Genomic DNA, 20,170 nt, shown 5'->3' with positions numbered 1-20,170 from the left:
GGAGCCTCTGGTTTTTGGCTTTAGCAAGCGATGGCCCCAGCGTAGTGCCGGCACCCTTGGCAACGCTTCGATGCGTGTCGAAGCATCGCGGCGCGCGGCTCCCTAGAATGGCCACATGACAAGGAGCCCGATATGTCGCATCCGAACAGCTTTTCCGGCACGGCCTTCCTGATTGCAGACCCGGCACGGGCGGCCATGCTGACGGCGTTGCTTGATGGGCGCGCGCTGCCCGCGGGCGAGTTAGCGCATGCTGCGGGCGTCACCGCGCAGACGGCCAGCACACATCTGGCCAAGTTGCTCGACGGTGGCTTGGTGGTGGTGGAAACGGAGGGACGGCACAAGTACTTTCGGCTGGCCGGGGCCCATGTGGCGCAAGCGCTGGAACACCTGGCGGCCATCACGCCCGCAGCAGCTGTGCGGCGCACCACGCCCAGCCCAAAGGCGCGAGAGCTTGGCTTCTGCCGCTGCTGCTATGACCACCTTGCCGGACAGGTGGGCGTGGCCGTCACGCACGCGCTGCAATCACGCGGCTATCTGCTGCCGATGCCGGACAAGCAATACGAGATCACGCCCGCCGGCATCACCTGGTTTGGCGACGTAGGGCTCGATGTTCGCGCCATTCGCCCGACGCGGCGCGGGCTGGCGCGGCAATGCCTGGACTGGACGGAGCGCACGCATCACCTGGCGGGGCCGCTGGGGGTGCAGTTCCTGCGTCGCCTATGCGATGTCGGCTGGATGCTGCGCGCACGCGATTCGCGCGCCGTGCTGGTCACGCCCAAGGGCTGGCAGGAATTGCATCAGCGCCTGGGCGTGGATGAAGCGACGGTGCGCAGCGAGGCCGAACACCGTCATGCATAACGCCGTCGATCAGTGCCCTGCAAAGGCGAGCACTTCCGGCAGGCGGGCAAGCAGCGCATCGCGCGAGCGGATGCCGCCCGAGGTCGGCTCCACCTTGTCGTCCTGGATCAGGTTGGCAAATACGTAAGTCTTGTCGCCCTTCTTGGCCCAGCCGACAAACCAGCCATAAGCGTGCGCCTGATCCCACGTGCCATCAGGTGACGTGTTGCCCGGCGCCGGGCCCGCGGTGCCCGTCTTGCCCTGCACGGCCCAGCCGCCCGGCACCTGCCAGGTCTGCACGGTACGGTCGACCATCTCGTAGGTGCGCGCCGACACCGGCAACTGCCGGTTGACGATCCTGCGCATAAAGCCGACCTGCTCCTCCGGCGAGATCTTCAGCGAAGAGGTGATCCACGAGCGGTCCATGCCGTTGTTCTTGCCCGGGTCACCGCTCACGTCCATGTTGCCGTAGCCCAGCTTGCGCACGTATGCCTGGAAGGTCTGCGCGCCCATCGCCTGCGTAATGCGCTGCGAATACCAGACCACCGAATACTTGAGCCACAGCGCCGGGTCGATGGGCTGGTGCCAGGCTTCACCGCCCCAGTCGGGATCGCCGCGCCTGAAGTGCTCGACCGGGGTGTGCTCGTCTTTGAGGAAGCCGTGGTCAAAACCCATGACCGCGAGTGCGAGCTTGAAGGTGGAAGCGGGGGTCACGCGCTCGTCGCACTTGCCTTCGTGCAAGACGGCCTTGCCGGTGGCGGCGTCGGCCACGATCGTGCAGATCGGGTGCTCGGCGTGGGCAAAGGTGGCAAGCGCAGCCAGCATGGCGCCGGTGGCGGCGCGGCGGAGTTTCATCATCGATCAACCTCATGTTGGGGGGAATGCAAATAGCTGCGTGGCAGCGTAGCAGCGAGGTTGCCGTCCTGCTGACCACCACACGCGTAACGGCTGTAACGCTGGCGCGCCGGTGGAATAGCCGAGCAGAAAAGAAGGGCTTGCAAATTTTTTGGCGGTCGGTAAAATGCGCCGCTCACCTAGCCCAGGTGGCGGAATTGGTAGACGCACTAGTTTCAGGTACTAGCGGGTAACTCCGTGGAGGTTCGAGTCCTCTCCTGGGCACCAAACACAGTCCCAAGCAGTTCAGGGGCGACAAAAAACCCGCGTGGCGATGAGCCTCGCGGGTTTTTTGTTTGTCCGGATGGAGACGAGATTCAAACCGCCCTGGCTCGCCCCACGTTGCTCTGGTGACGCCCGGCGCCACCAATTCCATGCAAGGCAGAGCACGAATGCGCCCGCTGGATCAACGGCTTTGCAGCGGCAAGACGAGCCGAAAACACGTGCCGCGGCCAACTTCGCTACGCACGTCGATCTGGCCACCATGCTTGCGCACGATGCCGTAAGAGACGGACAGGCCGAGCCCCGTCCCCAGGCCAACGGGCTTGGTGGTGAAGAACGGGTCGAAGATGCGGCTGAGATGCTCGGGCCGGATACCGCCCCCGGTATCTTCCACCTCCACCCAGACGTTGTCCGCGTCGTGGCCGGTTCGCAGCGTGATGCGTCCGTGGTCCTGAATGGCTTGTCCGGCATTGACCAGCAGGTTCATGAACACCTGGCTCAGTTGGGTGGGCCTGCACTCGATGTCTGGGATTCCGCCATATTCGCGCACCAGCTCCACCTTGTACTTCAGCTCATTCCAGACGATCTTGATTGTTGTTTCCAGACACGTTTCAAGATTGGCAGGTTGCGGCTGCGCTTCTTCCACATGGGAGAAATCCTTGAGACCCTGCACGATTGTCTTGACCCGCTGCAGCCCCTCCTGGGATTCCGCCAACAGCCCCGGCACATCTTCGCGCACGTACTCGAGATCAGCCGCCAGCTTGACCTGCGCAAGCGCAGCCCGCGTGGCGGGCGCCAACTCTGCCTCGTGGGATTCGTAGGCTGACAGCGCGTCGAGCAATCCTCCAACGTAGCGCTGCAAACTGCCCAGATTGGCTTTGACAAACGAGACGGGATTGTTGATCTCATGGGCCACGCCGGCAGCGAGCTGGCCGATCGACGCCATCTTTTCCGATTGCAGCAGCTGTCCCTGCGTCTGGGCCAGTTCGTGCAGCAATTGCTCCTGGCGCGCACGCTCGGCCTGCAGTGCCTCGTGGGCCAAGGCAAGCTGCCATCGGTCACGCTGGAATTGTTCGACCGCGCGCGCCATCTGGCCGATCTCGTCGTCGCCATCGACGGGTACCGCACTGGGCGCCCCGTCCGAACGTCCTTCGCGCAAGCTGCGGCTGACCTGCAGCAAGCGCTGAAGCACGTGGCGCCCGAGCAGCCCGTAAGCCGCCAGGCAGGCAAATACCACGCTGGCGGCGAGCAGCGCTGTCACCCAGCGCTGATTGCGCTCGGAAACAACCGCCAACGCCTGCATTGCCTGCTGAAACGCCCGCGTGTGCTGCTCCGACACCTGCTGTGCCGAAACCACCATGGCGCCGGCCTGCATGTAAAGCGCATCCAAGGACCGGCGCCCGGCAAGGCTGCGTTCGGATGCCGGCGCCTGTGCAGCCGCACCGGCAGTTCCGGCATGTTGCAGCTCGCTTTCCCACCACTGGGCGACGATATTGACGACGTTGCGAAACAGCTGGGTCGACTGATGCAGATCGAGCACTTCAATGTCGTCGTCGGTTGCAGCAAGCCGCTCGGACAACTGCTCGAACGCCTCCAGGTTGCGCAAGATCTCGGCATAGTGCCGGCGCAGGGCTTCCACCGACGAGGTCTTTTCCAACTGCGCCGATTCGCGCTCAATCAACAACGTGCGCTGAACGAGTTCCTGCGCCTCGCGCAATTGCATGAGCTGCTCGCTGGCGAGCCTGCGCGTGGCTTCCGCCGAGGTGCGCAGCGCATAGACCGCAGTGATGCCGCCTGCCGAGATCAGCAGCGCCAGCATGGCGACGGCCAACATGAATTGACGCCCGAGCGATCTGGGCCACAGACCGTACCGCGGCGTGCGCGCACAGCGGATAGCAGCGGCTGCGCTGAACATTCAACGGCCCCATATCCGGCGATACACGGCCCGGTAGCCGTTGTCCGGGTCGTATTGCCCGAGTGGTCCGCCATCGAAAGCGACGTTCTTGACCGTCACAAGGTGCACGGGGGCCACATACCCGGTGACCACATGATGGGCCAGCAGCCGATTTACCTCGTCCACCAGTTGCCAGCCTTGCAGGTTCAACGGCTCGGCCACCGTGCTCGTCTGAAACGCTCCAGCCTGGATGCGCAGGAACGCCGCGGCGCTGCCGTCGCCGGCAGACAGCATGTGGATGCCGTCGGGCTTGCCGGCGCGGGTCAGCTCGGCGGCGGCGTAATCGAAGTAGATGTCGTTGATGGCCAGCGCATGCGTCCACACGCGGCCATACCGCTCCAGCAGACGTCGCATGACGGCGGGCATGGCCTGCGCACTGCCCGAGATAGGTACGTCCTCGACAGCCAGCAAGCGGCAGCCCTTGCACGCGCTGATCACCTCAGCCATCGCCGCAGCCTTTGCGCTGGCGATCTGGAAATTGGAGTCGGTAAAGATGACCACGTTGGCGTGGCCGGCAGATTCCACGACAGCCGCCATGGCCGTGAGGCGGGCGACGGCCATCGGGTCGGTGGAAACATTGATGGCGATCGGGCTGTCCGCGATGGTGCCGGCCGTAGCCGCAACGTGCCAGCCGACCACGGGCCTGCCCTGCCGCACGAAGGGCAACAGCGCTGCCTGCATCTCGCGCGCATCGCCGCCAACGAGCACGACGCCGTCCGGTTGCAGCGCCAAGGCCGATGCCATCGCACGCTTGCGGCCCTCGGGCGTCCCGCCGGCGTCATAGACGCGGATTTTCCAGCCGATGGCGCCAGTGGCCTCCTTGATGCCTTTTGCAACACCAAGAATGCCGCCGTTGCGCAAGTCTTCACTTACGACGGCCAGCGTGATGCCGACCTGCGCACGAGGACCTGCCTGGGGACCATCCCACGGGGCCCCGTGTTCGCTGGCGCGCGCGACGATCTGCTGCATGCGCGCGTCGTCAGCGGGGCCCCCGGAGGCCACCGCCTGACCTGGCGACGCTCCCAACCCGATTGCGCACAGCAGGTACGCCAGCATTCGCTTGCCAGTGCCTGCAACCATCGCCGCCTCCCGAAGGTCATGCTTCACGCTGTTGGCGGCGTCTCTGCCGCATTCGTCACTTCGGGCACGGGCGCGTAGACAAGAATTGCGAACGGCACATCCTCATGGGTTTCGAAGCGTCTGATCTGCAAGACCTGGTGCGCACTGACAATGCTGTCCCGTGTAATGAGCAACACACCGCGCCGTGTCAGCAGATCGTCGGCCAACCGCATACCCTCGCGCAGCTCGGCTGCAGAGATCTGCCGCACAGGCATCACCTCGCCCTGCTGTCTGAGCACGGCCACGAAGCGCACGACCACATCGGGGTCATAGCGCAGGCCCGATTGCGCCTTGACCATCTCCAGGGCTTGATCGCCCGATACGTGGTCCTTGATGATCTCGCCTGCCAGAAGCCCCTCGAAATCGCGCGCGACCGCCACGATGCGTGCACCGATCGGGATGGAGGCTCCGGCCAATCGGTCGGGCGTACCACGGCCATTGAAGCGTTCGTACTGGTGCCGGATGATTTGCGCGACGTTCTCCAGCTGCGGCACGGGTGTGAGCACCATCTGAGCACGCAGCGGATGCTGATAGAACTGCTGTGCCTGTTCAGCCGAAAGCCTGTCGAGCGACGTATTCAGCAGGGCATCGGGCAGCGACAACTTGCCAATGCCGTGCAGCAGGCCGGCGTGGAAGATGTCCTGCACCTGCAGCCCCGTCAACCCGCATTCAATGGCAATGCGGCGCGCCAGATCGGCCACGCGCAGCGACTGGCGCGCCATGGCACCACAGCGCATCTCGATCATGCTGGCGCATACCTTGACCATATTCGTGAAGTTCGCTTTCTGGTCCCGCTGAGCTCCTTCCAGGAACATCACGGTCTGGCGAATTTCTTCGGTGCGCGCCAGCACCTGGGTTTCCAGCCCGGCATTCAATTGCTGCAGCGTTTCGTTCTGCCGCTGCGTCAACTCGCTCAGGCGGCGCGCCTCGCATGCGAGCGTGCGCTGCTCGAGCGCGTGCTTGACGGTGAGCAACAGGTCCTGGTCATCCCACGGCTTGTTGAGGTAGCGATAGACGCCGCCCTCGTTGATGGCACGCACAGCCGAATCGACTTCGGAGTAGCCGGTCAGCAGGATCCGCATGATGTCCGGATAACGCTCACGAGCACGTGCCAGGAATTCGGCGCCGTTCATGCCGGGCATGCGCATGTCGGAAATGACCAGATCCACCGGATATACCGACAGCATGTCGAGCGCGGCCGCACCGCCCTCGGCGGTGATCACGCGGTAGCCCGTGGGCCTCAGTAGCCTGCGCAGCGACGAGAGCACGCCTGGTTCATCGTCGACCAGCAAGATCAACGGCGTGGCTTCCATAGGCGTTGCGGAAGCCGGTGCGCTCTCAGGCTGCGCGGCGGCCTCGGTGTCGGGTGCGCTCGCTCGCGCGGTGTCTTCGTCGTAAACAAGCATGGCTGGTCGTCTCGGTTCGGTGGCTGGCGGGGCGCGTCTCAGAGCGCCTGCAGGAATTGCTCCAGCGCGTGCTTCATTTTTCGGATAGCGGTTTCAGGTAGCAGCATCACCAACTGGGCCACAAAGCCGCCGCGCTCGAGGGTGAAGCGCACTTCCAGGAACAGCGCCACATCCCAACGATTGAACTGTTCGCCCGACAAGGCTTGCTGCAGCACCGCAGCCGGAACGAAGCTTGGCCGCGAGAACGACAGATTGCGGCCGAGCTGCTCGAAGACGCTGCGTACACAAGCACCCACGAGCAAGTTGGCGATGTCGGACAGGGCTTCGCTTTCGCTGTTTACGTCCGCATCGCCGTAGCCCATCAGCTCTTCGAGTTCTTCGCGGCCGTCCTTGCCGAACAGCACGATCGCCTCGCCCGAAATGTCGGACTGAAACGCCTGCCGCACCGGTGACGGTGCGTCGCCCGCCATGTCGCGGCTTAGCAGCTCTGCCTTCAATTGGGCCGCGTTGACGAGCTTGATGCCCGGCACCGAGAGCGTCACAAACGCGCCCAGCAGCTCCGCCAGCGCCGCGCCCGCCTTGCCCATCCCGATATTGGCGATTTCCTGCAGAGCGTCGCGCTGGTCTTCGTTCAGTGTCAGGTCATTCATAGAGCCCGTACCCCCGCAGGATCGGAACAATGCGCTCGGCCGATACGGGCTTTGGAATGAAGCCGATGGCGCCGAGATCCTTGACGCGCTCGACGGCGCCAGACTGAATGTCGGCGGACACCACGATGACGAAGGCGTCGTCGCCGGCCTTGCGAATGTGTTCGAGCACCTGGAAGCCGTCCATGTCCGGCATGGTCAGATCAAGAAAAACCACCGTGCCCTTACCGGCACGAAACAGCTCCAGCGCCTGCGCACCGTTGGATGCCTGTGTAACCTCGACGTCCCAGTCATCAGGCAATGCATTGATCAGAAGCTTGCGCGCCAACGATGAATCGTCGGCAACGAGCACGGGTAGCGCCATGATGTTTCCCCCTTCAGGCGTAAAGCGTGAGGCTTGCGTTATATAGCCAGCGCGGTAGCGGCCAGCGGTTGTTGTTCGACGGGCGGAGCTTCCGGCCTGCATCGTGGCAACGTCACGCGGAAGGTCGTGCCCACGCCCACCGTGCTCGACACGTCGACGCGTCCGCCATGCGCTCTGACAATGCCGTAGGTGAGCGACAGCCCCAGGCCGGTGCCCTTGCCGACCGGCTTGGTGGTGAAGAACGGGTCGAAGATGCGCTTCAGGTTTTCGGGCGCAATGCCGCTGCCGGCGTCTGCTACCTCAAACCAGATCGATGCAGCGTCGGGCGCGTCAGTTCCGGTGCGGACGGTGATGGTGCCGCGCCCGCCGCCCTGGGGGCTTTTGCCCGCATACGACTGCGCCGCGTTGACCACCAGGTTCAGCACCACCTGATTGATCTGTGACGGGATGCAGGTCACGGCCGGCAGTTCGCTGTACTCGCGCACGAGGTCAGCCTGGTATTTGATCTCGTTGTGGACGATGTTGAGCGTCGACTCGATGCAGCGGTGAATGTCCACCTGATCCCACTGATGGGCGCTGTCGACGCGTGAGAAATCGCGCAAGTCCACCACGATGTCGCGCACCCGGGTCAGGCCTTCCTGCGATTCGGCCACCAGCGCGGGACCATCTTCGGCCAGAAACTCGATGTCGGCCGCCTGCGCAAGCGCCAAGAGCTGTGCGTCGAGTGACGGTGCATGCTGGCCAATCAGCTGATCCAGGTTGCGTGCGTAATCGAGCAGCGTGCTCATATAGCGCTGCAAGCTGTTCAGGTTCGAGAGCACGAACCCCACGGGGTTATTGATCTCGTGCGCAATGCCGGCGGCGAGTTGGCCAATGGCGGCGAGCTTTTCCGACTGCAGCAGTTGCTGATGCGCCTGGGCCAGCTCTTCGTTCAGCGCGGAGAGTTGGGCGTTACGCACAGTGAGTTCCTGAAGCGCATCGGTTACGGTTTTTTCACGCTTCTTCAGCTCGCCATAGGCAAGGCATACGTCCGTCGCATCGAGCAATGTAATCCCCACCGCGATGACCACACCATTTCCATCTTCGATCGGAATAAAGCTGCAGTTCTGCTGCATCCATTCAATCGTGTCGGTAATGGGCCGCGTATGACGAAAACGGAACAAATACGGGCGGTGCTCCCAAGATGTGTACGCAGAGACACCCAGAACGAATACGCTTTCGATTTTCTTGCGCAGCCACTTTTCCGGCAGTTCCGGAAATAGCACGAACATGTCCTTGCCGATCACATCCTCGCCGGAAAAACCGCTGTGATATTGCATGAAGCGGTTCCACGACAGGATCTGCATCTGGCGATCCACCGAAAACACGCCGCAACTCACCAATTGTGCAATGGCATCAGATAACTGGGGTTGGGTAATGTCTGCCATGTTTGGCATGCTTCCTGCGAGGCAATAGTGTTCGCTATCAGCCACTTGGATTCCGTGGTCGTCTCTGTATTTATCGACCGAATTTTGCCCAGGCAGATGCGTACAAATCCCTATTAATCCTGAATATCTGGATCGTCGGCAGCCTGCGCAAAATAATCTAGAGTTAAGTGCGAGACACTTGTCGCGTGTGACATTACCGCTGTCCCGACATACTGCTCCTTGGCGCTCCACTGATGCAGAAAATGGGTAGACGATCACTCGCCGGGAAAATGATCCGGCTAAGGAGAGAGAGGAATTGGAGCACCTTCTCACCAGTAGCCTCATCGAGGCCGACCTTGAAGCGACTGCGCACATTGCGCAAATTCTGCGTGCCGTCCGGACGCATTTGGGAATGCCTTTCGCATTTGTCTCCGAGTTCGTCGAGTCAAAACGTGTCTTCCGGTATGTCGATAGCGGTGCTGAGCGGCCGCCCTTCAGCGTCGGCGATTCCGGACCGCTGGCTGACAGCTATTGCACTCGGGTGATTGACGGCCGCTTACCGCCACTGATCCAAGACGCGGCCAAACTTGCAGCCGCGCACGAGTTGCCCATGACCGCCGCATTTCCCATCGGCGCACACATCAGCGTGCCGATTCAATTGGCCGACGGATCGGTGTTCGGCACGTTCTGCTGCTTCAGTGACCGCCCCGACTACTCTCTGAACTCCCGCGACCTGGAACTCATGACCGCATTCTCTGGGGTGATCGCGCGCCAGATCGAACGACACAAAGCGGCAACACAGCAGGTGAGCGAAAAACTGTCGCGCGTGAAACGCACGATCGAACATGATCAACTCTCGATCTACTTTCAGCCGATACGGTCTTTAGTGGACGGACACCTGGTCGGACTTGAGGCCTTGTCCCGATTTCCCGGTGGGCAGCAACGGCCCCCGTATCGCTGGTTTGCAGATGCCTGGGAAGTCGGCCTTGGCGTTGAACTCGAAATGCTTGCCATCAAAAAAGGCCTGCGCGCATTGCACTCGATTGCCGGCGCCTATCTGGCCGTCAATGTCTCTCCTGCCACGGTACTCAGCGGCAAGCTGGAAACATTGCTGCACGATGCCCCGCCTCATCGCGTGGTACTGGAAATCACGGAGCACGCCCTGGTCGACGACTACCCCAGCCTGCAGGAAGCGCTTCTTCCGCTGCGTCGCCACTTGATCCGCATCGCGATCGATGACGCAGGTTCCGGCTATTCCACGATGAACCACATCATTGCGCTCAAACCGGACCTCATCAAACTCGACGCATACCTGACGACCAATCTGGAAGACGACCCGATCAAGCGCGCGCTGCTCAAGGCCATGGTGACGTTCGCCAATGAAATACGATGCGATCTCGTCGCCGAAGGTATCGAAACAGAGCCCCAGAAAACGATGCTGGCCGACCTGGGCGTGCGCAACGGACAAGGCTATCTCTTGGGGCGGCCAGGCCCGCTTGAAGCCGTTTCGATAAACACCACGGTGTAGACGGGGCTCGCCGGGCACGCGGTCTTTACCATCGCGTTCCGACGCATGCGTACCGCCTAGGCCGGCTTCAGCTTTGACTGAGCAACGCGGTTGCGGCCCGTTGCCTTCGCGTCGTACAGGGCTGCATCTGCCGCACGGATGACGGCCGACACATCGACATCCTGTTCTGGCGTCCATGCGGCCGCGCCGATGCTGGCAGTCACGCGGCCATACTCGCTGGCCTTGTGCTCGATGGCGAGGTTGGAGATGGCCGCGCGTATTTTTTCTGCAATGGAGGCAGCGCCTTCTGGCGACGTGTCCGGCAAAACCACAACGAACTCCTCACCGCCATACCGCGCGGCGCTGTCAGTCGGCCGGCGAATATTGTCGCCAATACACTTCGCGACCGCCGCCAAGGCATCATCGCCGGCCTGATGCCCGTAGGTATCGTTGTACATCTTGAACCGATCGATATCGACGAAGAGCAAAGACAGAATGCTGCGCGTCCGCTTGGCGCGACGCCACTCTTGATCGAGGATTTCGCCAAGGGTGCGGCGGTTGTTCAGCCCCGTCAGCCCATCAGTGCGTGCCAGCATTGCCAGCTCCGACTCCGCGCGCATGCGCCGCCGCAACTGTGCCCCGAGGGCAAAGGACAGCGCGATGAAGCCAAGTGCCAGCGCGGCCATCAGCGAGGCGATGATCAGCGCGCGACGCTTCCAGGCCGCGTAGATGTCGACATGTGCTTCGGCCACCATGATGATGAGTGGCAGGTTGGGCAGGTTCTTGAAGTAATACAGCCGCTCGACGCCATCGAGTGTCGATGTATCCGAAAAACTGCCCTCCGGCGCCGACAGGAACTGCTTGAACGTACTAGCGTTGCGGATGTTGCGCCCAATGACCTTCACATCGTAGGGCTGCCGCATGACCATCGTGCCGTCTCGGGCAATCAACGCGACCGATCCGTGCGGCCCCAGGGATAGCGCGGCAAACAGCTTGTGGAAATATTCGAGCTGCAGCGCGATCAGCACGACGCCGGCAAACGAGCCGTCCGGCCGCGACAGCCGTCGACTGAGCGGAATGCTTGGCGCCCCATCCCGCAAGCGGGACGCGTAGGGATCGCCAACGTACAGGCCGACGTTCGGATTGTCGCGGTGGACTTTGAAGTACTCGCGATCAGAGAAGTTGGCTTTGCGCGGCACGTCGCCAGCGGAATCGATGACGATATTGCCCTCGGCATCCAGCACCAGCATCGAGCCCAGATACGTTGCGGTTGCGGCACGGTCGAACAAGGCAAAGCCACGCAACCGGGGAGACGCGCTCATCACCTCAGGATCGTTCACGCCATCGACGACGGCCCGGAGCGACAGCGCATAGAGTTCGAAATTTCTTTCGATGTCGCGCTCCGCCAAGAGGGCAAGGTTGCGCGATGTTTCGGTCGCGCGGGCCATGGCGTCCAGCCGGCTCTGATACAGGACCACCGCGCAGATCACCACCATCGACATCGCGATGACAACTCCCGCGGCCACGATTGCATGGGGCGTCGTCACCTTGCGGTGGTCCCAATAAGGGAAAAGCCAGCGAAGTCGATTGGTCTTGTGATTGCCCTTCACCGTGATCGCCATATTCGTGTGCTCTTGTCTGAAAGACCGCGAAACGCCCGAATAGATCAACGCCACCCTTATCGTGGCCGGCCTGACGCAGCGTTGGCCGCGGCAAACCCGTGAAGAACAGTCTAGAAGATCGACGATGCTTCGTGCCTGACAGCCGATTCAAACGCCTGATCTCAACATCGCCCCTAGGCGATATGGCTGAGACGTTGACGTCTCAAGGTTCCAGAGGCTGGACCGATAAACCCCGGGAGAACATAAAGACGAACGGGGTTTCCACATGAAAGTTTTCGATCTGATTGGCGCAGCGTGTGTCACCCTCATGCTTTCGGGATGCGGCGGCGGCGACGGCGCATCCGGCTCGGGCGCCGCTGTGCAGACGAACATCCCCACGACGTCCACCAAGCCCGCCGCGGCCGCGCCCAAGGTGCTGCTGGGCTACGCATTGGGCAGCACAACGTCGATGGCATCGGCCATGAGTGCGGCCACGCCCGTCACTGCCATCTCGGTGGATGTGATCCGCGCAGATGCAAACGGTAGTTTGAACGGCTCGCTCCCAACAGCACTGCTCTCCGGTAACCAAGCGGCGGGCAAGCTTTCATACGCGTGTATCACGAATTTCGGCACCGATTTCGATCCGGTCATTGCGCACGGCGCGCTCGTCACCAATCGCGCGACGACGCTGCAGAACATCGTTACGCTGGCCAAGACGCAGAACCTGGCCGGTATCAACCTCGACTTCGAAGGCCTGTACACCACCGATCGCGACGCCTACACCAGCTTCGTCGCCGATCTCGCGGCGCAACTGCATGCCAACCATTCCACGCTGATGCTCAGCCTGCCGGCCAAGAGCGCAGACGTGATCGGCAACACGTGGACGTGGCCCTACGACTACGCCGCCCTCGGCCAGAGCGCCGACTTCATCCAGGTGATGACCTACGACGAGCACATCCCCAGTGGCCAGCCCGGCCCGGTGGCTGGCAGCGACTGGATGCTCACAGCGCTGCAGTACGCCGCGAGCCTCGTGCCGTCGACCAAGTTGCTGCTGGGCCTGCCGGCCTACGGCTACGACTGGAATCGCACACGGAACACCGGCACCTCGGTCGCCTTCAAAGACATCTCCACGTTGATTGCCACGACCGGCGCTACAGCCCAATGGGACGCCGCCACGCAGTCCGCTCATTTCAACTACACCGCCACCGATGGGAGCGCGCACGAGGTCTGGTACGAGACCGCGCAAGGCTTGCAGACCAAGGCCGCCATGGCCAACACGCTGAACCTGGCCGGCGTATCGATGTGGGTGCTGGGTGCGGAAGACATGAGCTTCTGGGGTGCCATCACCGCTGTAATCCACTAGGCGACCGGGCACCGGGCGTAAAGCGAAACGCCCGCATCACGAATTCCACCGGTTGCCCGTTCTGCGGCGGCTTGCCCCGAAACAGCCACAGGTTCAGCTGGAGGCGCGCGTCGCCCGCATCGGGCACGCCCGCGGTGCGAGACCAGTGCTGCAACACCGCGCCGTCGGCCGTCGTAGCGCTGAACTCGGCCAGGCCGTGCTCCCAGCGGATGCGATACGTCACGTGCCCCTGGTTGACCTCGAAGCGGCGCAGCGTGTCTGGCGTACCGGACGGCTGCACGACAAACTGCGCGTTATTCGGCTCGTCTGGCCGCGCCCAGTACGACAGCTCGACATCCAACTCGCGGTGCGCCTGTTCCGGTGCGCTGCTATAGGTGAAGAAACCGAAGACGGCCTGGCGGTCCATGCCGAATGGATCGGTTTCCACTTCAAGTTCGTAGGTGCCGTAGCCCAGCGGGCGCGAGAGCGTGACTTCGGCGCTGTGCCAGCCCTGCCCTGCCTTGACGATGGCCATGCGCAAACGCCCTTGCGCATCTACATGCGCCGCATCCAGCCCGTCCGAGAACACGTTTGGACCCGGCCCGCTCAATTGGCCGCCGGATGAACGTACCACCCACTGCTGACCAGAGAACGTGATCTCCCGCGCCGTTGCTACCGTGCACGCACACGTCAGGCTCGCGAGCAGACAAACCAGTCGACGGAACATGGCGCGCCTCACAGCAGCAGCGGCTTGCGCCCGAAGAAGACGACGCGGCTGGTGCTCGAAGCCGGATCGGTGAAGCTCACCTCGACCAGCTTGCCTTTCAGGTCGTAACGGAACAGCGGATGTTTTGCATATTCCTCGGCATCGTAAGTGGCGGCCACCTTGCCGACCTGCTTGCACAGGAAGATCTGCAGGATGCAGTCATAGACGGGCTCGCCCGCCTTGGCGCGTTCCATGTTTTCGTACGGCACGAAGGCCACCGACACCGGCTGAGTGAGCGCCTTGTAGTACGGCGAGCGCATGGCCACCGCCAGGATGCGCTCCGACTCCTTAATACCCGCGCGCAGCACGCCCAGGTTGCCCTGTGCCGAATCGATTTCGGCCTTGAGCTGCATACGCGAGAAGATCATCTGCTGCGTCTGCGCCAGCGTGGTCATGGTTTGCAGGTCGTCCGCCGCGCCGCCCAGCGTGGACATCACCGCACGGCTCTGCGTGGAGTTCACGCCCACCTGCATCGCGGCGATCTTGGAGTCCGTCAACGCATTTGCCGACGATTGCAGCGTCACCATGCGCGCGGCCGCGTCTTCCTTGGAGATGAGGCCCGCGCGCATCTCTGCATCGGTCGAAGCCATCATGCCTTTGAGCTGCGCGTGCGCGCGCTCGCTGTCGGCAATGTCACCCGACTTGAGGCTGACCAGCCGGCTGAGGTTTTTCGACACATGCGACATGTTCTGAATCTGGCGCTGTTGCGCCTCGGTGGTGCGCGCGATCAGCGCGTCGAGCGCTTGCAACCCCTCTTTCTTGACGGCGAGCTGCGCGGTGAGGTCCACCAAATCTGTGCGTTGCTTGTCGAGCTGCGCGCGCAGTTGCGCCACCTGCGGCTGATACGACAACACGCGCTCCTGCGCGGGCGAGATCACGAGCGGCGCGCCCCAGTTGTTGCTCTGCAGGTAGAAGAAGAGCAACGCGATGTAGCCAAAGATACCGCCAATGATGGCGATCAGCACAAAGAAGGACGCTAACCGATAGACGACGAGCATCTTCGACTGAAAGTAGTTGGAGAAGGCGGCAATCATGGAGGTGCCCCGCAGGTTGAAGAGTTCGAAATCAGTTGGTCGGATTGGCCTTGAGCCACGTGCCGATGTCCTGGATGCGCGCGTTGCTGGCGGCCAGCTCGGCCGAGGTGGTCAGACTCTCCACCGACATGTTGCGCAGCAGGCGGCGCGCGGCATTGGTGTCCACGCCTTGGGCGCGTTCGATCATCGTGTGGATGGCCGCGTTGCGTTGCTCCAGGCTGCGTTGGCGCAGCGTTTCGGCGCTCAGCGCGCCTTCGAGCGACTGCCTCATGCGCAAGACCTGCTGATACGCACCGTCGCGCTGTTCGCCGACGAGCTTGGCGGTCAGTTCGCCCACGCGGTCCGACGCGCGCACGGAGGCGTCATAGCCGAAACTGCGCGATGCAGTGAGCCCGATGAACGGCGATTGCGAACCCGATGTGAAGTCATGGCGCATGCCGGCCAGGATGGTGACGTCCCAGCCGAGCGTGGCGCTCGCGCGCGAAGCCAGTTGAGCAGCGCGCGCCTGGGCGGTGGCGTTCTGGCTCACGAGTTCGCTCAGCGGGCGTTGTGCGGGGTCGGCGGCCGTGGACAGCTCGGCCTGGCGCTGGCGCAGTGCGGCCAGATCCATCGCAATGCCGTCGCGCAGGCGCAGCGCCGCCGTGAGATCGGCCAGCGTGGCGTCATTGCTCGCTAGCAGGGCCTGCTCGGTAGCGAGGTTGCGCTCGGCGGCCTGCAGCGCGTCCTCCAAACCCAGTTTCCGCTCCGCCAACGAATGCAGCTCGATCTTGGCGGGCACGCCTTCCACCGACTCCTTGAGCGCCAGACCTGAGCGATAGGCCTCGCACTCGGCCGCCGCGCGTTCCTGGACCAGACCCGCGCGCCGGGCCTGCGACAGGCTCTTGCTGACACCCGCCGACACGACCTTGTTGGAGATGGACGGATTGCCCACATTGACGAAGGCGTACGGTGCGTCGAGCACCTTCGATTCCGCGTCGGCCTGCACGCCCGACAGCTCGCAGAACAGATCGGCCTCGCCCGCCACCGCAAGCATCGGCAAAGCCGCGCACGTAAGAAACACTGCGCCCGTCCAGCGCATAGAACGACGAACCATGTCTGAGCTCCCCCGGCCGTCTCCGCGTATTCATCTTGTGGACCCGGCGCGTTCGATTTGTTTTTTTGTGTGTGTCAGCCTTGTTGTGGCTGCATGCCTTCAAGTTCGGCGCCGTCCTTTGCGGTGCCTGCGGATTCCTCCGGTTTCTTGGATACGCGCGTACCCCAGCTGCTTGAGTCCATCGTGAAGATGGCCATCATTGCGCACGTGACTGTGCCCGCCAGCGCCCATGCCGCAATGAACGGCAACAGCGGCAGCGGCCCGCCCTTCACGGCCTGATCGGGCGCGCAACGCTTGGCCCAGAAATGCACGCCAAACAGGAACGGCGCGAACACCGTGTACGTGAACACCTGGTGCGACACGATCCACTCAAGCGCGTTGCCCGACGCGATGGCGAAGATGAATGTGAACAGCATCAAGTAGTTCACCGTCTCTGGCAGGATCAGGTTCATGGCCGAGAGCGGATGGACATTGCGCGCGTGCCGGCCCAGCGTGCGCAACGTGAGCAGGTAATCCTGCGTGCCGCTGCGGCGCCAGCGCCACTGCTGCGTGAAGAACTTGCGGAAGGTGGTCGGGACCTCCGTCCAACAGATAGCGTCGAGGTTCACCGCAGTCTGATAGCCGCGCAGCATCAGCAGGTGCGTCATATAGCGGTCTTCACCCGCAGAGAACTTGGCGCCGAGGAAGTTGCACGTCTTCACGTCTTCTTCGATCTCGAAAAACGCATCGCGGCGGATAGCAAACAGGCAACCGCTGATGCACGTGACATTGCGCAGGCGGTTCTGGAACATCTTCATCACCTTGTAGGCGTAGAAGTACACCGTGGCCTGCGTCTTGGTGACGAGGTTCTCGTTCACGTTGCTCACGCGCACGTGCCCGCCCACGGCCGCGATCTTGTCCGAAGCAAACGACGCCACCAGTTCGCGCACCGCATCGGGATGGAAGGTGCAATCGCTGTCGATGCAGATGAAGATATCTGCGCTGGTGGCAATGTTGGCCGCCCGGTTCAACGCTTCGTACTTGCCCTTGTTCACGGGCTGCCGATACGCGGCGATCCTGACCGCACCCGAGAAGTCGCGCTGCGCCTTCTGGATCCATTCCCAGCTGTCGTCGGTGGAATGGTCATCCACCGCAACGATCTCCAGCAACTCTGCCGGATAGTTCGACTCGCTGATGCTCTTGATCGTGTCATACGCGTGCGGGCCTTCATTGAAGCAAGGCAGCAGCACCGACACGCGGCGCTGCACGGTGTAGTCCTTCGCAAGGAAGGTCTCCTTGCGCCAGACAATCACGCACAACAGCGGGATCACGTACAGCAGGGCAGACAGCACCCAGCCGAGCGAAAGCGTCAGCAACAGATAAGCATCCATGAAGAAGCCAGGGCGATAGAGAAAATGGAGCAACAGAAGAAACGAAAGCGGCGAGGATCAGGCCTGCGCGGAACTCAAGGCCGCCAAAGCACAGCCCGGTCCGGGCAGGTATCCCGATCCAGCACCGCCTTGAGATCGCTCACCACGAATGGCGAGCCCGGTCTGGCGAGCGACTCCACCAGTGCCCAGCCGCCCTCGCGGTACTCCGAGTGCGGCACGGCCAGCACGATGGCGTCGGCGGGCTTGGCATCGGCCAGCTTCGTGAGGCGGAAGCCGTACTCGTGCGCCACTTCGTTGCTGTCCGCAAACGGGTCAATCACCTGTGTGCGGATGCCCAGCGCGCCAAGCTTCTTCACGATGTCGGCCACCTTAGAGTTGCGGATGTCCGGCACGTCTTCCTTGAACGTGGTGCCCAGGATGGTGACGAGCGTGTGCGGCCCGAGCAGATGGCACTGCGTCATGCGGCGCATGAGCTGGTCGACCACGAACTGCGACATGCTGTCGTTTGTTTCACGCGCGGCGAGGATCAGGCTCGCGTTGAAGCCACACGACGCCGCCTTGTGCGCGAGGTAATACGGATCGACCGAGATGCAGTGCCCGCCCACCAGCCCCGGGCGGAAATCCAGGAAATTCCACTTGCTGCGCGCGGCGGCCAGCACGTCGTGCGTATCCACGCCGAGTGCAGCCAGCAGTTGCGACACCTCGTTCATGAGCGCGATGTTCACGTCGCGCTGCGTGTTCTCAAGCACCTTGGCCGCCTCGGCCACCTTGATGCTCTTGGCGGGATGTACCTGCGTAACGGCGCCGTACAGGCTCACCAGCGCCTGGAGGGTTTCGGGTGTGTCGCCGGCCACGATCTTGGTCATCGTGGTGAGCGTGTGTACGCGGTCGCCCGGGTTGATGCGCTCGGGCGAATAGCCGACGTGGAAATCCTTCAGATGCTTCAGGCCGCTGTGGCGCTCCAGCAGCGGAATGCAGATCTCTTCGGTCACGCCGGGGTAGACGGTGCTTTCGTACACCACGACCGCACCGCGCTTCATGTTCTTGCCCACCGAGACGGACGCCTGCATGACCGGGTTCAAATCGGGCACGCGGGCCTGGTCCACAGGCGTGGGCACCGTCACGACAATCACGTCGGCCTGAGCGAGCACAGTGGCGTCCGTCGTGAAGCGCGCGCCCGATTCAAGGAGCTCGTTGCTGGTCAGTTCGTTGGTGCGATCACGGCCTTCGCCCAGTTCTGCGACGCGCGTGGCGTCAATGTCGAGGCCGGACACGGCAAAGTGCTTCGAGAACGCCACGGCCAGCGGCGCACCCACATAGCCGAGACCCACCACCGCAATCTTGACTGTGGCCGGCTCGACTGCCGGCGCGACCGGATCCGGCCAACGCGGCGCTGGCTTGATGAATAGATTTTCTGCAAACGTCGACTTGCCACCCAGTGACATCGCCCACTCCCCTCGTTGAACCAGACCGGCTACCCGTGGGCCGGTCCGTTGTGATGGCTCACTCAGACGCAGTTCCGGCGGCGGCTGGTGACCATTTTTATGGGGTCATTTCTGCAAAGTGCGTGCCATGCGCGGTTGCAACATCACCTAAATCAGATGAAAACGTTGCCGTACAAGGCGATGCGGTCGACACAAAGTGTCGGAACCATTAATGGAAAGCGCCTCTTAAAGCGCTCAAAAACGTTTCGCGTTACGTAACGTGCGCACATCCCCATCATGCGTATGGCAGTGAGAATCACAAAATTTGCATAATGTGGTGCCTCGTGCCAGCGTGCACAGACACAAGCACGAACGCGCATCTGTAGCGCAAATGCGCTACACGGTCGGTCGCCCGGCCCTCGTACAATCGGTCCATCATGCAATCCGTCCGTACCGGCTCCGAGCCGCAACCCATCCACGTCGCCATCGTCGAGGACGACCCCGGCTTTAGCGACGCGCTCAGCCGCGCCGTGCAGGCCGCGCCTGACATGCGGGTGGCCGGCATCGCCATGTCGCGCGCCGACGGCCTGGCCCTGCTGCAAGGTCCGCCCGCTGATGTGCTGCTGGTCGACCTCGGCCTGCCCGATGGTTCCGGCATTGACGTGATTCGCGCGGCGGCTCAGTTGTGGCCGAGCTGCAGCATCATGGTCAGCACTAACTTTGGTGACGAGACGCACGTCATGCGCTCGATCGAGGCGGGCGCCGCGGGCTATCTGCTCAAAGACAGCTCGCCGGCCCGGATGGCCGAAGAAATCCGCAGCCTGGCAAGCGGCGGCAGCCCGATCAGCCCGATCATCGCGCGGCAGATTCTGGCGCGCTTCCAGCAAGGTTCAGCCGGCACCGCCACGCGCTCAGAACCTGAACCGGCCGCACCCAATTCGCCAGCACCGCTGCTGTCGGCGCGTGAGAAGGAAGTCCTGGACTACATCACCAAGGGCTTCACGACGCAGGAAATCGCCAAGCTGATGGAGCTATCGCACTTCACGGTGCGAAGCTTCGTGCGGCGCATCTATAGCAAGCTGAAGGTGACCTCCAAGGCGGAAGCCATCTATGAAGCGAGGAATCTCGGACTGCTGTCCGAGTAGCGCATCGCCCCGGGGCGGAGGGGCCAGCGCGTGGTGTTG

At 62.7% G+C, this 20,170-nt stretch carries 17 protein-coding genes and 1 tRNA gene; 5 read left to right on the top strand and 13 right to left on the bottom strand.

Annotated elements, in window-relative coordinates:
- Window positions 1-132: 132 nt before the first annotated feature.
- Window positions 133-858: an ArsR/SmtB family transcription factor gene (locus tag NG898_RS20270; RefSeq protein WP_252694096.1), complete on the top strand. Its 726-nt coding sequence runs from the start codon at window positions 133-135 to the stop codon at window positions 856-858.
- Window positions 859-867: 9 nt separating this feature from the next.
- Here the strand turns inward: NG898_RS20270 and blaOXA are convergent, their stop codons facing one another.
- Window positions 868-1,695: an OXA-22 family class D beta-lactamase gene (gene blaOXA / locus NG898_RS20265; RefSeq protein ID WP_252694095.1), complete on the bottom strand. Its 828-nt coding sequence runs from the start codon at window positions 1,693-1,695 to the stop codon at window positions 868-870.
- Between the two features lie 179 nt (window positions 1,696-1,874).
- On the opposite strand from blaOXA, the gene NG898_RS20260 reads away from it, so the two are divergent.
- Window positions 1,875-1,959: transfer RNA gene (locus tag NG898_RS20260), tRNA-Leu, on the top strand.
- 178 nt (window positions 1,960-2,137) lie between these two features.
- On the opposite strand, the gene NG898_RS20255 is transcribed toward NG898_RS20260, so the two are convergent.
- The 6 genes from NG898_RS20255 to NG898_RS20230 form a co-directional block, all read right to left on the bottom strand.
- Window positions 2,138-3,787 carry an ATP-binding protein gene (locus tag NG898_RS20255; protein WP_252694094.1) on the bottom strand — a complete coding sequence of 550 codons (1,650 nt, stop codon included), beginning with the start codon at window positions 3,785-3,787 and terminating at the stop codon, window positions 2,138-2,140.
- 81 nt (window positions 3,788-3,868) lie between these two features.
- Window positions 3,869-4,987 carry a substrate-binding domain-containing protein gene (locus tag NG898_RS20250; RefSeq protein WP_420803709.1) on the bottom strand — a complete coding sequence of 373 codons (1,119 nt, stop codon included), beginning with the start codon at window positions 4,985-4,987 and terminating at the stop codon, window positions 3,869-3,871.
- A 23-nt stretch (window positions 4,988-5,010) separates the two neighbouring features.
- Window positions 5,011-6,432 (bottom strand): response regulator c-di-GMP phosphodiesterase, NosR family, encoded by a 1,422-nt coding sequence (nosR, locus tag NG898_RS20245; RefSeq protein ID WP_252694093.1) that lies wholly within the window; start codon window positions 6,430-6,432, stop codon window positions 5,011-5,013.
- A 38-nt stretch (window positions 6,433-6,470) separates the two neighbouring features.
- The gene (locus tag NG898_RS20240) at window positions 6,471-7,082 is read right to left on the bottom strand and encodes a chemotaxis protein CheC (RefSeq protein ID WP_252694092.1); all 612 of its coding nucleotides are present in this window, start codon (window positions 7,080-7,082) and stop codon (window positions 6,471-6,473) included.
- Window positions 7,075-7,443, bottom strand: a complete 369-nt coding sequence (locus NG898_RS20235) for a response regulator (protein ID WP_092970777.1) — start codon at window positions 7,441-7,443, stop codon at window positions 7,075-7,077. Before NG898_RS20235 ends, NG898_RS20240 begins: the two co-directional genes overlap by 8 nt.
- A gap of 38 nt (window positions 7,444-7,481) precedes the next feature.
- Window positions 7,482-8,870 (bottom strand): ATP-binding protein, encoded by a 1,389-nt coding sequence (locus NG898_RS20230; RefSeq protein WP_252694091.1) that lies wholly within the window; start codon window positions 8,868-8,870, stop codon window positions 7,482-7,484.
- Window positions 8,871-9,165: 295 nt separating this feature from the next.
- Between NG898_RS20230 and NG898_RS20225 the strand changes: the two genes are divergently transcribed.
- Window positions 9,166-10,377: a sensor domain-containing phosphodiesterase gene (locus NG898_RS20225; protein ID WP_252694090.1), complete on the top strand. Its 1,212-nt coding sequence runs from the start codon at window positions 9,166-9,168 to the stop codon at window positions 10,375-10,377.
- 56 nt (window positions 10,378-10,433) lie between these two features.
- On the opposite strand, the gene NG898_RS20220 is transcribed toward NG898_RS20225, so the two are convergent.
- Complete coding sequence (locus NG898_RS20220) at window positions 10,434-11,858, bottom strand: sensor domain-containing diguanylate cyclase (protein ID WP_252694175.1); 1,425 nt, start codon at window positions 11,856-11,858, stop codon at window positions 10,434-10,436.
- Between the two features lie 385 nt (window positions 11,859-12,243).
- On the opposite strand from NG898_RS20220, the gene NG898_RS20215 reads away from it, so the two are divergent.
- Window positions 12,244-13,320: a glycosyl hydrolase family 18 protein gene (locus NG898_RS20215; RefSeq protein ID WP_252694089.1), complete on the top strand. Its 1,077-nt coding sequence runs from the start codon at window positions 12,244-12,246 to the stop codon at window positions 13,318-13,320.
- On the opposite strand, the gene NG898_RS20210 is transcribed toward NG898_RS20215, so the two are convergent.
- The 5 genes from NG898_RS20210 to NG898_RS20190 form a co-directional block, all read right to left on the bottom strand.
- Complete coding sequence (locus tag NG898_RS20210; RefSeq protein WP_252694088.1) at window positions 13,301-14,026, bottom strand: hypothetical protein; 726 nt, start codon at window positions 14,024-14,026, stop codon at window positions 13,301-13,303. The genes NG898_RS20215 and NG898_RS20210 overlap by 20 nt on opposite strands.
- An 8-nt stretch (window positions 14,027-14,034) precedes the next feature.
- The gene (locus NG898_RS20205; protein ID WP_252694087.1) at window positions 14,035-15,099 is read right to left on the bottom strand and encodes a hypothetical protein; all 1,065 of its coding nucleotides are present in this window, start codon (window positions 15,097-15,099) and stop codon (window positions 14,035-14,037) included.
- A gap of 31 nt (window positions 15,100-15,130) precedes the next feature.
- Window positions 15,131-16,192 carry a hypothetical protein gene (locus NG898_RS20200; RefSeq protein ID WP_252694086.1) on the bottom strand — a complete coding sequence of 354 codons (1,062 nt, stop codon included), beginning with the start codon at window positions 16,190-16,192 and terminating at the stop codon, window positions 15,131-15,133.
- 74 nt (window positions 16,193-16,266) lie between these two features.
- A complete protein-coding gene (locus NG898_RS20195; protein WP_252694085.1) occupies window positions 16,267-17,562 on the bottom strand; it encodes a glycosyltransferase family 2 protein in 1,296 nt (431 codons plus the stop codon).
- A gap of 74 nt (window positions 17,563-17,636) precedes the next feature.
- Window positions 17,637-19,007, bottom strand: coding sequence for a nucleotide sugar dehydrogenase (locus NG898_RS20190; RefSeq protein ID WP_252694084.1), 1,371 nt, complete (start codon window positions 19,005-19,007; stop codon window positions 17,637-17,639).
- A 416-nt stretch (window positions 19,008-19,423) separates the two neighbouring features.
- Between NG898_RS20190 and NG898_RS20185 the strand changes: the two genes are divergently transcribed.
- On the top strand, window positions 19,424-20,131 hold the full coding sequence (locus NG898_RS20185) for a response regulator transcription factor (RefSeq protein WP_092970788.1): 708 nt from the start codon (window positions 19,424-19,426) through the stop codon (window positions 20,129-20,131).
- Window positions 20,132-20,170: the final 39 nt, after the last annotated feature.

It is taken from the genome of Ralstonia mojiangensis, from assembly GCF_023955645.1.
GTDB lineage: Bacteria > Pseudomonadota > Gammaproteobacteria > Burkholderiales > Burkholderiaceae > Ralstonia > Ralstonia mojiangensis.
This window is presented reverse-complemented; position numbering and strand designations above follow the sequence as displayed.